Raw genomic sequence first — 13,439 nt, forward strand, 5'->3', positions numbered from 1 at the left:
TTGAAATACCGTATAATTCAGCGCTTTTCTTCAACGGCAGAATGTCATGACACAACAAAATTTTGATGTAATTGTTTTGGGTGCAGGTGCAGCAGGCCTTATGCTTGCAGCACATGCAGGTCAACGTGGTCGTTCTGTATTAGTTTTAGAAAAAGCCAATAAAGTTGGGAAAAAGATACTCATGTCAGGTGGTGGCAAGTGTAATTTCACCAATTTATATGTCGAACCTGATAACTATATTAGTCATAATCCTCACTTTGTAAAATCTGCGCTTTCACGCTATACGCAATGGGATTTTATTGGTCTAGTCTCTGACTACCACGTAGAATATGAAGAGCGAAAACATGGACAGCTTTTTACCACAAAAGGCTCGAAGCATATTCTTAACTTACTACTTGACCAATGTACAAAAACACAGCAAGTCAATATTGAAACAGATCATGAAGTGACGCATGTTTGTCAGTTAGACAACAATAGCTTCCAAGTAACGACAAATCGAGGGGTCTTCTTCGGTCAATCACTCGTTATTGCGAGTGGTGGTCTTTCTATCCCTACTTTAGGAGGTTCAGGTATTGGCTATGATATTGCCAAACAGTTTGGACATCATATTTATCCAACACGTGCAGGTCTCGTTCCCTTTACATTTTCAGACTATATTAAAGACCTAGCTATTCGCTTGAGTGGCAATGCCCTAGATGTAACCCTCTCCCATCCGCTTAAATCTTTTACAGAAGCATTATTATTTACCCATCGTGGTTTAAGTGGTCCAAGTGCATTACAAGTTTCTAACTATTGGCAGCATGGTGAGTCACTCACAATAAACTTTTTCCCAACACTCGATTTAGTAAAAATCTTTCAAGATAAGAAATGTGAACAGCCTAAAGTACTCCTTAGAACCATATTATCTACATATACCACTAAAAGCATTACTCATGAGCTTCAACAAATTTTTTGGTTACAAGAAGCAGAAACAGCAATTGGGCAAATAAGTGACCAACGACTTATAGAGATTGCCAAACAGCTACATACATTTGCTGTAAAACCCTCGGGAACAGAAGGCTATAGAACTGCTGAAGTAACTTTAGGTGGTGTTGATACAACTGAAGTATCATCAAAAACAATGGAAAGTAATAAAGTAAAAGGGTTGTTTTTTATTGGTGAGATTTTAGATGTAACAGGTCATTTAGGTGGGTTTAACTTTCAATGGGCTTGGTCATCTGCAGCTGCCGCTGCAGAGTATGTATAGATTAATTATTTGTTGCATCATTACTATTTGTTGTTGCTGTCTCTGATGATGATTTACCTTCTTCACGAGAGGCATTCTCTGTTGATGGTGTATGATCGACAGATGCAACAATATCCTTAGGCTGTTCACTCGCATGGGTATGCTCACTTGATGACTCAACATTTGAGTTTTCATTATCTGTGAACGTGGTTTGATATTCAGGTTGCTTAAAAATCGCTTTATATGCTGAATATAAAACACCTGCTGTAATTCCTGTAATCACCAATGGTCCTAAAAAACGACCTGGTTTTTTATTTTCACGACTCATAAGACACTCCTAAACAATTAAAAAGTTCGATCACTCTAAAGTGATCGAACCCATGAAATATAACCCATTATGGTGTATTAACCATTTGGATTTTCATTTGTTGAATTCGTTTCATTCAACTTTGGCGCAGAGCTTACCTCAGTTTTATCTTCTGTTTCTTTCTTTGTACCTAAAGCACAACCTTCTGATTTTGCTTTATCCATAAGATCTGTAAGAAGACGTTCCGCAGGTTGACGACCACCTAAACCAAATGCAAGTGCAAAAGCAACAGCAACAGCACCTAGAGTTAAACCAAATGCAAGGTTTACAATTGAATCTGCAATGCCCATTGCACGTAAGCCCATTGCAAGTACTAAGCCCATGATTAACACACGAACTAAGCAACCTAACCAACGAGAGCTTTTGTATTCGCCACGTTGAACAATGTTCGCAACAACATTTGCAAGCCAGAAACCAATAACGAGAATAACTGCACCAAGTAAAATATTTGCACCGAACTCAATAAAAATTGAGATAAGATGACTAACTTGGTCAAATCCTAGACGATTTGCCGCTTCAGAAACTGCAAATAACATTGTAAAGAATACAATTAAAGAACCTACAATGCCTGAAACTTTTGTTGTTCCCATGAAACGTTGAGCATCAACTTTTGCAGGAAGCTCATCTACACCAGTTCCAGAAAGTACATCTTTAACAAGGTTTGCAACAAAACGTGATACTACATAAGCAATAATCAGAATTAGACCAGCTGCAATAATATTTGGAATTGCAGACATAATTTGATTTAACATTGCTGTTGCAGGATCAGAAATTGCCTGAATCCCTAATGCTTCGAATGCAACAATTAATGAAGTAATCATAATTAGAGCAGAAACAAAAGAACCTAGAACTTTTGCAATGCCTGTGTTTTTAAACAAACCAAATTTTTCAACTTGTGCTTGTAAACCAAAGCTATTAATCAAACCTTCAATAATACCGCGTACAATTTTTGCTAGAATATAACCAACAAAAACAATAACACCAGCAATAAAGATATGAGGAAGGAAGCCTACAGCTTCATTTACCATATTTTGAACAGGAACAAGTAGACCTGTTAAGCCTAAAATAGACAATACAATTGGTAAAAATAGAAGTAAAATCAACCAGTAAATAATATCTGCAATATTTTCACTAATTGGTTGAACACCAACTTCTCCACTGAGTTTTTCATCAAGCTCAGTTTTTGCAAGTAAATTGCTTAGACCTGCTCTCGCTAAACGCGCAACAACCCAACCAATTACACCAATAACTGCTGCTGAAATTAGATTTGGAATGAAGACCAATACCTGCGTTACCATGGCACTAAATGGGCCACTTACGCTATTAATATTCAACACATTAAATGATGCAACGACAGCAATAATCAGGATAAACCAAAAAACAAATTTTGATATTAGACCCTCATAATCAGACTCAGGCGTTTGACCTGTAGCTGTAGATAAACGCTTATTTGTATCAATCGCATTAAGTGCTTTTTTAACACCCGCAGCAATTGCAAGCGCCAATACCCAACCGATAACAAAAATTATGATTGCGCCAAGTATTGGTTGGAATTGACTCCAATAATAATGGAAATCAAGCCCCCCTTGCATACTTTTCAGATAGTCATCCATATTATTATAACCTCTTGTTTTTATTACACATTTATATAAGCATCTTTATATTAAAACAAAGTGCATTATTTCTTTAGCATTCATTCTTCGTATTAGCTTATAACTGTAACACTATAAAAACAATATCATTTATTAAAGAAACCGAGATACACATCACAATAATATCACTGTAAGCCTATTCGATTATCCTGTTTTTATATGTATTTTATGGCTATATCGTCAATAATTTATTAGAGATATAACCTACCCTAACCTCATGACTTCTTTATAAGTATACAGCTATCTACTCATAATCAAAAAGATGATAACAATAAGTATAAAAATAATTTAAAAAATTTAGTTCTATCCCAAATCCAAGTATGCTTAGTTTTTAAGCAAAATTTCAGTGCGTCACTTTTAATATTTATAATAGTCTGAAGTAGAATACGCTGAATATTACTATATTCTTTTTAAAATGAGTTATAATTGCGCGCTCACTTTTATCTGACCCTTTTATATGCCATATAAGCTACAAGCTGTTTCTCTTGATTTAACAACTGACGTGACGCATGAGTGCTATCTTCACTACACACGTGATCAGCATATGATTGGTGTGATGAAGTTTTATAAAGAGGGCTACCAGCTTAAATGGGAAGACTTAGAGTATATTAGACGTCGTACAGAAGAATTTTCCGTGATGCCATATCCCGATTGTATTGTTGCAATGATTGTCGATATTCGAGATGTTGCACCATTTATAGATCAGGATGTACCAATTATCCCATGGCGACTTGTCGATGAAGAGTGCCCTATTCGCATCGTTGTTCCACAAGATCGACTTGAATTCTACAGTGGTTTTTTCGAACCGACTTGGCTCACCTCAAGTATAGATACCGCACTTTCAGAAATCCGTACATTTATGGATATGTTCGTTCATTAACATAATTAGAGATTACATTTCTTATTACTTATTGGGGTGATTATTTTGATAGTGCTGAATGTAGTATTCAATATCCTTATCATCATACCCAAGTAACCGCCCTACTTCACGTTCCAAATTGGGACAAAATCCTTTTTGCTTAATTTCGGCCAAAACCTCTACAAATCTCAGTACATTCTTAGACTCAGGTTGCTGTGAAATAATGTAATGAATCACCTGATACATTTTTCCATCTAAACCTTTTAAAAACAGATCATATTTAATCGTCTTACAGTGTAATCTACCACTTTTAAGATATGGCTTAAATGCATCTGGCACTTCACTATCTGTATAAAACAATGCCAATTCTTTTTTATTCTGTAGCATTAATTCTAATTCTTTGCCTTCATGTGGTCCTAAAGATGGGTGTGCCATAATATTTTACCAATAGTTTTCAACAGCAATATTACCCACACCACGGCGGTTCATTGTTAAACCACGTGCTTTGAGTGCTTCTTTCGTGTCCTCTACCATTTGAGGGTTACCACACAGCATTATGTGACTTGATGATGAGTCAAAATTACGTCCTGCTACTTTTTCTAATTGACCATTTTCAATCAGAACAGGTAGTCGATGGTGCAACTCTGCCAACTCATCGCGCGTAATAATTGGAATAAATTTAAAGCCCTGATGCCCTTCACCAAATGTTTCAGCCACTGCTTGAATTTTTTCTACATATGCCAACTCATCTTGTGTGCGCACGCTATAAACGAGATAAATATTTGCATAACTCTGCCAAGTTTCAAATTCCTGTAGCATTGACAAAAATGGCGCAAGCCCTGTACCTGTACCTAAAAGCCATAAATCCTGAGGTGCAGGCTCTTGATACCGTGCCAAAGTTAAAAAACCATATGGAATTTTTTCTAAATATAAATCATCACCCACTTGTAGGTCTTTCAACCGTGAAGTGAATGCACCATCAGGTACAACTATTGAAAAAAACTCCAAAGTTTCATCGTAAGGAGATGATACAATTGAATAAGCACGAACAACCAATTCACCATCGACTTGTATACCAATACGCGCAAACTGCCCTGCGGTAAACTTAAAATGTGCAGGTCGAGTCATGGTAAAACTAAATAAATTGGTTGCCCAACGATGTACAGATAGAACTTTTTCGACACTAAATTTTTCAGAAGTCATGTTTTCAAGGTGCATGAAAATGTAGCTCCATGTTAGCATGACCACAGAAATTTTGATATTTTTACAATTAAGGCTTCAACCCATGCGCATGACCTTACGCCAATTGGCTGTATTCGTAGCCGTAGCTCAAGAAGGAACGGTCACCAAAGCAAGTGATGCGGTGAAATTGACACAAAGTGCGGCAAGTATGGCATTAGCTGACCTAGAAGATGGTCTAGGTGCACCGCTATTTGATCGACTTGGAAAAAGACTACAACTCAATGATTTAGGAAGATTTTTACTTCCTCAAGCCTTAGAAATTTTAGGCCGTTGTGAGTCTTTTGAACAAATTGCAAAAGGTGAATTACAAAGTATAGATCTTCGTTTAGGTGCAACACTCACCATTAGTGACTACCTCATGCCAGACTTAATGGCAGGTTTTTTAGGTCAGCACCCCCAAGCCCACTTACAACTTCAAGTGGGCAATACACGCCAAATGATTGAAGCGGTGAGTCAATTCCAACTCGATCTCGCACTTATTGAAGGTTCATGCCACCTTCCACAACTGCATACTATTCATTGGCGTGATGATGAGTTATCTGTTTGCTGCTCTCCTGACCATCCTCTTGCCCAGTTAGATCGACCGCTCACTATTAAAGATTTTGAAAACATTGAGTGGATCTTACGTGAAGAAGGTTCAGGTACACGCGATGTCTTTAATAATGCTATTTTAAAAGATTTGGACAGTGCCAACATTCGTTTAACGCTTGGACACAACGAAGCAATTCTAAAAATTATTGCAGGTGGCTTAGGTTTATCTTGTATTTCTAAACTTGCACTGAAACCTATGCTACAAACAGGACAACTGGTTGAATTAATCACCCCATTTTGGGAGCTCAAACGTCCACTCTATATGCTCATTCACCACCATAAATATCAAGGCCCGGGTTTAAAAGCATTTAAGAAGTTCTGTGAGGCACAAAGCGCATTGCAAATGTAAATAAAAAAGGCACATATTATGTGCCTTTTTTATTTGCTCAACACGTGTACTTAGTCTTTTTGGACACTACCAAAAATTTTATCGCCTGCATCGCCAAGACCCGGAACAATATAACCTTGCTCATTTAAACCTTGATCTACAGAAGCCGTAAAAATACGTACATCTGGATGATGTGCTTCAACTTTTGCAATCCCTTCAGGTGCAGCAACTAATACCATCACACGAATATCTTTACAGCCACTTGCTTTTAATACATCAATGGCAGCAATCAGTGAGTTTCCTGTAGCTAGCATTGGATCAATAATCATAGCAATACGGTTAGCAACATCGGGTACGAGCTTTTTATAATAAGTACGTACTTCTAATGTTTCTTCATCACGCTCTAAACCAAGCACACTCACTTTTGCACTTGGAATAAGATTTAAAAAACCATCCAACATGCCTATACCTGCACGTAGAATAGGAACAACGGTAATTTTTTTGCCTGCAATGCGCTGTGTCGTTACTTTTCCTGCCCAACCATCAATTTCTTGATCAACCACAAGCAAGTCTTGCGTTGCTTCATATGTCAGTAACATCGTTACTTCTTGTGAAAGCTCACGAAAGTTTTTTGTACTGATATTTGCACGGCGTAACAAGCCAATTTTATGTCGAATCAGTGGATGACGAATTTCTTGGATTGGCACGAGGAACACCCTAAAAAATAGCTCAAATTAGACATAGTATAACGAGTTTTTATTAGAAATAAAAAAGCCCTCATCACTGAGAGCTTTTAAATGATTAAATAATCGTATTAATGATTAAATAATACAGTTTGAATAGGTGCTAAAACTTGAGATGCAGTTGAAATTTTAAGAACTGGGTCTGGATATACACCAATGAGCAATACCAAGACTGCGCAAAGTAATACCATAACTCCCCCTGCCTTTTGCCCCCAATGATGAGCCGCATCAATTTTTACATGTTTCGGTGGTGTCATATACATAACGACGGTTACACGTAAATAATAATATAACCCGATACCACTACCTACAATAATCATGGCTGCTAAGAACCAGTGCCCTGCATCTACAGTTGCTTTAATAAGCATAAACTTACCAATAAAGCCTGCAGTTAACGGAATACCCGCCAAAGACAACATCATCACTGTAAGTGTTGCTGTTAAAACTGGACGGCGCCAAAACAAACCTGTATATGCAGATAGCCCTTCCGCTTCACCCGTTTCTTTATATGGACTAGACATAAGTGTGACCACACCAAAAGCACCAATGGTCGTCAGTACATAAGTAATCATGTACATATTTAAGCTGTCTAAACTAAAGTAATTCTTGCTGACAAATGCCACCAATAAATAACCAAAGTGAGCAATCGATGAATATGCCAAAATTCGCTTTAAATTGGACTGACGTACTGCAAGTAAGTTCCCCGCTAAAATCGAAAGTACGGCAATAATAGATAGAATAAAGGTAATTGATGCAATCATTGCACCCGATGCAAGTAAATACCTCACCAATAAACCAATTGTGCCTACTTTCGCTGCTGTTGCTAGGAATGTAGCAAGCGGTGCAGGCGCACCTTGATACACGTCAGGTGTCCATTTATGAAATGGTGCTAAAGACAACTTAAATGAAACTGCAAAAATAATCAGACCCACACCAAGAATGACCATTGGATTGCCTGTTTGAATTAAATGCAATAACTGCTGAAAGCCATTATAGAAAGATAATGTTCCTGTATAGGCATAAATATATGCGATACCCATCAGTAACATTGCAGATGCAGTCGCAGATAAAATTAAATACTTAATTCCAGATTCAAGCGATTTTTCACGCTCATGTGTATATGCGACCAACCCATAAATAGGTACAGACATCAGCTCTAAACTAATAAAGAATGATGCATAATGACTGCTTGCAACCATGAGCATTGCACCAACTACAGACAGCAACATGAGCATATAAAGCTCTTCTTTATTGTTGTTATAACCTTCAATATATGCATGAGATAACGTACAACATGCCAATGCTGCAATTAGAATAAGTAATTGATACAGCATCGTAAATGGGTCGACAACAAACATACCCATAATGTCTGCTGGTTTAAAACCACCACCAAACATGGTCATTAAAATAGAGAGTCCAGCCAAGTTCAAACCAATGACCGATACTGTTGCAATTAAATGATGATTACGTTTAATGGCCGTAATAACCATGACAATCACAGAAGTTATTGCAACAATAAGTACAGGTGCAAGTGGCATAAATGCAGAGTAATTCATTATTGGACCTCCACATGGTCAAGTTGGGTCGCTGCTTGTTGCATGACTTCAACACTGTTGTGCACAGGAATATAACTGTTGGCCAACCAATGCATCGTAGAGTTTGAAATATCTAGGAATGTTTGTGGAAATAATCCCAACCATACCAATCCAACCACACAGATCATGAGTAAGCTAATCTCACGTACACTTAAATCTTTCAGTGGATGAGGATAATGCTCTTGCTGTGCCTCATTCGGTTTACCAAATAAAGTTTTATGAATGAGAATCAGACCATATAAGCCCGCAAAAACAAGACTAGCGGCTGCAATAATTGTGAACTTTGGAAACTTTGCATAAGAACCCATAAGAATAAGGAACTCACCAATAAAGTTACCTAATCCCGGAATACCTACCAATGCGGCTACAAAGAACATGAGGAAAAATGGTAAATAACGGAATTGACCGCGCATACCACCCATCAAGCGTAAATCACGCGTGTGTAGACGCTCGTAAATTTGACCACACATAATAAATAGTGCCGCAGATGATAGACCATGTGCCAACATCATGATCATAAGACCTTGATAACTTAAAACACTTCCTGCGTAGACTGCAAGAATCACAAAGCCCATATGTGAGATTGAGGTATATGCCAATAAACGTTTCATATCGGTTTGTTGGTAAGCACACCATGCACCGTAAAAAATACCAATTAAACCAAATACAATTGCTGTATCGGCAAATTGTGCCGACGCTGTTGGAAAAAATGGAATAACGAAGCGTAAAAGACCATACGCTGCGGTTTTAATTAGAATACCTGCCAAGTCCACTGAACCTGCTGTTGGTGCTTGAGCATGAGCATCGGGCAACCAACCATGTAGAGGAAATACTGGCAACTTCACCGCAAAACCAATAAACAGACATAACATAAAACCAAAAGCGAACTCTGGTGGTAAGTTATGTGCAACTTGCATGAGGAAACTGTAGTCGAAGCTCACCACACCATTGGTTAATATATAGCCCCAAACAACAAGCCCTAAAATCCCAATGAGCATAATGAGTCCGCAGACTTGGGTATAAATAAAGAACTTGGTGGCAGCATATACTCGCGATTTTCCTTGCTCGCCTTTATGTCCCCACAATGCGATAAGGAAATAAATTGGAACAAGCATCATTTCCCAAAAGAAGAAAAATAAGAATAGGTCGATGGCAAGAAATACACCAATCACCCCACCTAAACTCCATAAAAGGTTTAAGTGAAAGAAGCCCACATTCTTTTGAATTTCTCCCCAAGAACATCCGACAGCCAAAATACCTAACAGTGCAGTCAATCCAACCATCATTAAAGATAAGCCATCGACAGCCAAGTGAATACTAATACCTAGACTGGTAATCCATGGCACATGAAATTCAGATGCAAATACAGGTTGTGCTGAACCCAGTTGAAAATGGTAGTTGCCTTGACTCCATAACACGAGCGTTAGTACAAAAGTGAGCACCATACCAATCATGGCAATCCAACGTGGTAAATGCTGATCGACTTTATCGACACACCAACACAGAAAACCTGCAACAAAAGGTACAAGAATCAGTGCGGGTAAAATTAAATTGTTTTCCATTTTATTTCCCCACAATCTGAACAGCGATCAAGATGATCAGTAACACCACCACGCCAAAGGACATACTTGATGCATACTCACGCAACGATCCTGTTTGACGTGAACTTGTAAAACCACTCCCTGCTTTTACAATTGCAGGCAATACGAGCCATAAGCGATCGACTGGGTCACAGCCAAACAATTTGGCAAATAACAAATATGGCTTCACGAATACAATGTTATATAACGCATCAAAACCAAATGCATTTTCTAAGATATGCACAAGGCCTGCACCGAACCAAGTTTTAGCAAATGATTTGACAGCACCATAAGCAAAGACAAACAGTCCGACACCCACCGCCAAGCCAATTAAGGCAATAATCACAGCAGTGTGCTCAGCAGAATGAATGGCGCTTTCAGCCTGTTCAGGAATAAGAAATTGAGGAATACTTGCAGACGTTAATAGGTTTGCAACAGGTGTTTTTAAGAAACCACCAACAAACGTAGACAATACAAATAAAATAGATAATGGCGCCCAATACGTCACACCATGAATCGCATGTGCATGGGTTTTTTCTTTGCCAAAAAATACAATCCAAATTAGACGGAACGTATAAATTGAGGTTAAGAATGCACCTGCAACACCTACCCAATACAATGTATTGTATAAAGGCAAATTGCTTAACATACCATGTGCATACACTGCACCTAAAATGGCATCTTTAGAGAAGAAACCGACCGTAATAAATGGAATTGCAGCAAGTGCACCGCCACCAATTACAAAACATGCAAATACAAATGGAATCTTCTTCCACAAACCACCCATTTTAAAAATGTTTTGCTCGTGGTGGCAGGCTAAGATGACTGCACCTGAAGATAAGAATAACAATGCTTTAAAGAACGCATGTGCAAGCATATGAAATAAGCCTGCTTGATATGCTTCTGCACCCACAGCCATAAACATATAGCCCAACTGACTCATGGTCGAATAGGCTAAAATACGCTTAATGTCTGTTTGTACCAGTGCCGCAAAGCCCGCAACCAATAAAGTGACTGCACCTGTCACAGAAATAAACTGCAACACTTCAGGTGCCATTTCAAATACTGTATGTGTACGGCAAGTGAGATAAACCCCTGCTGTTACCATTGTCGCAGCGTGAATTAAAGCCGAAACTGGCGTTGGCCCCACCATTGCATCTGCAAGCCATGTTTGTAGTGGAATTTGTGCAGACTTACCTGCAGCACCCAAGAACAACATGAGTGCTGTCCAAAAAGCTAAATTATGCTGACCTGCATACACATCATACGCATGCGTTACAATCGTTTGAATATGTAATGTGCCGAACTGTTGATACAACAAAAAGAGTGCGATTAATAAGAATACATCACCGACACGCGTCACGGTAAATGCTTTAATTGCAGCCCATCCATTAGACGGGTTGGCATAGTAAAAACCAATAAGTAGATACGAGCATAACCCCACGCCTTCCCAACCAAGGAATAGGAGTGCCAAGTTATCTGCAAGTACCAATACCAACATGCTTGCAACAAACAGGTTAAAATATGAGAAGAAACGTGCGTAACCTTCATCGCCTCGCATATACCATGATGCAAAGATATGAATGAGAAAGCCTACACCTGTAATCATTCCCATCATAAGTAGCGATAAGCCATCAAGCTGTAAGTTAATGCCTGGTGCAAACCCATTGACATCGAACCATGTCCATAAATGCTGAACAAAAACAGATTGACCACTACCTACAAAACTGATGCCTGCAATCACAGCAAACAATGCTGATAAACCAACTGAACCTACACCAATAATTGCAGCTGTATTTTCTGAAAGCTTGTCACGCCCAATGGACAATAAAATAAAACCAATGAGCGGAAATAGTACTGTTAAAAATAGAAAATTCATCCGCGCATCTCACTGGCTGCATCCACATCTAAATGATGGAATCTGTGATAGAATTGAAGCACAAGTGCCAATCCAATACATGCTTCTGCCGCAGCAAGCGTCAGTATTAGAATGAACATAATTTGCCCATCTGCTTGTCCCCACACACTGCCAGCCAAAACAAAGGCCAAAGCAGCAGCATTCATCATGATTTCTAAACTCATCAAAATGAATAAGAAGTTACGGCGAACCATCACACCATAAAAGCCCAATGCAAAAAGAATAGTCGCAACGATCAAGCCATGTTCTAAAGGAATATTACCCATGACTTTGCTCCTTTTCTTCTGTTGGTTCACGTTTACCTAAATGAAAGGCAGCAACCAATGCAGCCAATAGCAACATTGCAGCAACTTCTACCAATAAAACATATTGCGTAAATAGTGCTTTCCCGACATCTTGTGCACTAATTAAATTTGTGCCAAGCACAGCACCTTTTGTGTTGTAGTCACTGCCGAGCATCCATACCAACGTTAAACCAAGTAAGAAACTCATTAATGCAGGAATAGCCCATGCATCCGAGCTTAACCACTTTCTCTCTTGCTCCATGGTGTGCTGACCAAGATTCAGCATCATCACCACAAAGACAAAAAGAACCATAATTGCACCTGCATACACAATCACTTCGAGCGCACCTGCAAACGGCGCACCGACTGTCATGAAAATACCTGCAACGGCAAGCAGAGAAACAATCAGACAAAGCAAAGCATGTACAGGGTTCGTATTCGTAACAACCCGAATGGTTGAAACAATGGCCACGACTGCCATCAAATAAAATGGCCAAATCATGGTAATAAACTCCGTACATCTACAGGTTTCGATTCTTTTTGTGCTTCACCCTTATCTTTACCTGCAACCGCCATTCCTGTTACACGATAAAAATTATAATCTGGGTATTTGCCCGGCCCTGAAATCAGTAAGTTTTCTTTTTCATAAACCAAGTCTTGGCGTACATACTCACCCAATTCGAAATCGGGTGTGAGCTGAATTGCCGTGGTTGGACATGCTTCTTCACACATCCCACAAAAAATACAACGTGAAAAATTTATTCGGAAAAATTCAGGATACCAACGTCCATCTTCTTTCTCTGCTTTTTGTAATGAAATACATCCGACAGGACATGCCACCGCACAGAGGTTACATGCTACACAGCGCTCCTCTCCATCGGGGTCACGAGTCAAAACAATACGACCACGATAACGCGGAGGAACAATGTCTTCTGCAGGTACGTCTGGGTATAAAATGGTGTCACGCTTACGTGTTGCATGGCTAAACACCATCCACAACGAACGCACGATTGAGCCAACACCAGCTAGAATTTTAATCATTAAATGCTCCCTGC

General features: G+C 38.9%; 14 protein-coding genes. 3 read left to right on the forward strand and 11 right to left on the reverse strand.

Features of this window, described 5'->3' with window-relative positions:
- Positions 1 to 46: 46 nt before the first annotated feature.
- Entirely contained in the window at positions 47 to 1,246 is a 1,200-nt protein-coding gene (locus tag P256_RS05580) for a BaiN/RdsA family NAD(P)/FAD-dependent oxidoreductase (RefSeq protein ID WP_023272714.1), read from the forward strand.
- 1 nt (position 1,247) lies between these two features.
- Here P256_RS05580 and P256_RS13505 read toward each other — a convergent pair whose 3' ends face one another.
- Positions 1,248 to 1,553, reverse strand: coding sequence for a hypothetical protein (locus tag P256_RS13505; RefSeq protein WP_023272715.1), 306 nt, complete (start codon positions 1,551 to 1,553; stop codon positions 1,248 to 1,250).
- Between the two features lie 77 nt (positions 1,554 to 1,630).
- Complete coding sequence (locus P256_RS05590) at positions 1,631 to 3,205, reverse strand: mechanosensitive ion channel (RefSeq protein ID WP_023272716.1); 1,575 nt, start codon at positions 3,203 to 3,205, stop codon at positions 1,631 to 1,633.
- A 496-nt stretch (positions 3,206 to 3,701) separates the two neighbouring features.
- Between P256_RS05590 and P256_RS05595 the strand changes: the two genes are divergently transcribed.
- The gene (locus P256_RS05595) at positions 3,702 to 4,124 is read left to right on the forward strand and encodes a hypothetical protein (protein ID WP_023272717.1); all 423 of its coding nucleotides are present in this window, start codon (positions 3,702 to 3,704) and stop codon (positions 4,122 to 4,124) included.
- Positions 4,125 to 4,148: 24 nt separating this feature from the next.
- On the opposite strand, the gene P256_RS05600 is transcribed toward P256_RS05595, so the two are convergent.
- Positions 4,149 to 4,538 (reverse strand): hypothetical protein, encoded by a 390-nt coding sequence (locus tag P256_RS05600; RefSeq protein WP_023272718.1) that lies wholly within the window; start codon positions 4,536 to 4,538, stop codon positions 4,149 to 4,151.
- A gap of 6 nt (positions 4,539 to 4,544) precedes the next feature.
- Positions 4,545 to 5,306 (reverse strand): ferredoxin--NADP reductase, encoded by a 762-nt coding sequence (locus P256_RS05605; RefSeq protein ID WP_040331845.1) that lies wholly within the window; start codon positions 5,304 to 5,306, stop codon positions 4,545 to 4,547.
- Between the two features lie 82 nt (positions 5,307 to 5,388).
- Between P256_RS05605 and gigC the strand changes: the two genes are divergently transcribed.
- A complete protein-coding gene (gene gigC, locus P256_RS05610; RefSeq protein ID WP_023272720.1) occupies positions 5,389 to 6,285 on the forward strand; it encodes a LysR family transcriptional regulator GigC in 897 nt (298 codons plus the stop codon).
- A gap of 50 nt (positions 6,286 to 6,335) precedes the next feature.
- On the opposite strand, the gene upp is transcribed toward gigC, so the two are convergent.
- The 7 genes from upp to nuoI all read right to left on the reverse strand — a co-directional run bounded on the left by upp (position 6,336) and on the right by nuoI (position 13,425).
- Entirely contained in the window at positions 6,336 to 6,971 is a 636-nt protein-coding gene (upp, locus tag P256_RS05615; protein ID WP_023272721.1) for a uracil phosphoribosyltransferase, read from the reverse strand.
- A gap of 107 nt (positions 6,972 to 7,078) precedes the next feature.
- Positions 7,079 to 8,563 (reverse strand): NADH-quinone oxidoreductase subunit NuoN, encoded by a 1,485-nt coding sequence (gene nuoN / locus P256_RS05620; RefSeq protein ID WP_023272722.1) that lies wholly within the window; start codon positions 8,561 to 8,563, stop codon positions 7,079 to 7,081.
- Positions 8,563 to 10,164: an NADH-quinone oxidoreductase subunit M gene (gene nuoM / locus P256_RS05625; RefSeq protein ID WP_023272723.1), complete on the reverse strand. Its 1,602-nt coding sequence runs from the start codon at positions 10,162 to 10,164 to the stop codon at positions 8,563 to 8,565. The genes nuoN and nuoM overlap by 1 nt, the downstream gene beginning before the upstream one ends.
- 1 nt (position 10,165) lies before the next feature.
- Complete coding sequence (gene nuoL / locus P256_RS05630; protein WP_023272724.1) at positions 10,166 to 12,061, reverse strand: NADH-quinone oxidoreductase subunit L; 1,896 nt, start codon at positions 12,059 to 12,061, stop codon at positions 10,166 to 10,168.
- Positions 12,058 to 12,366 carry an NADH-quinone oxidoreductase subunit NuoK gene (gene nuoK, locus P256_RS05635; RefSeq protein ID WP_023272725.1) on the reverse strand — a complete coding sequence of 103 codons (309 nt, stop codon included), beginning with the start codon at positions 12,364 to 12,366 and terminating at the stop codon, positions 12,058 to 12,060. Before nuoK ends, nuoL begins: the two co-directional genes overlap by 4 nt.
- On the reverse strand, positions 12,359 to 12,886 hold the full coding sequence (nuoJ, locus tag P256_RS05640; RefSeq protein WP_023272726.1) for an NADH-quinone oxidoreductase subunit J: 528 nt from the start codon (positions 12,884 to 12,886) through the stop codon (positions 12,359 to 12,361). Before nuoJ ends, nuoK begins: the two co-directional genes overlap by 8 nt.
- Positions 12,883 to 13,425, reverse strand: coding sequence for an NADH-quinone oxidoreductase subunit NuoI (nuoI, locus tag P256_RS05645; protein ID WP_023272727.1), 543 nt, complete (start codon positions 13,423 to 13,425; stop codon positions 12,883 to 12,885). The genes nuoJ and nuoI overlap by 4 nt, the downstream gene beginning before the upstream one ends.
- Positions 13,426 to 13,439: the final 14 nt, after the last annotated feature.

Source organism: Acinetobacter nectaris CIP 110549 (assembly GCF_000488215.1).
In the GTDB taxonomy this organism is placed as follows: Bacteria; Pseudomonadota; Gammaproteobacteria; order Pseudomonadales; family Moraxellaceae; genus Acinetobacter; species Acinetobacter nectaris.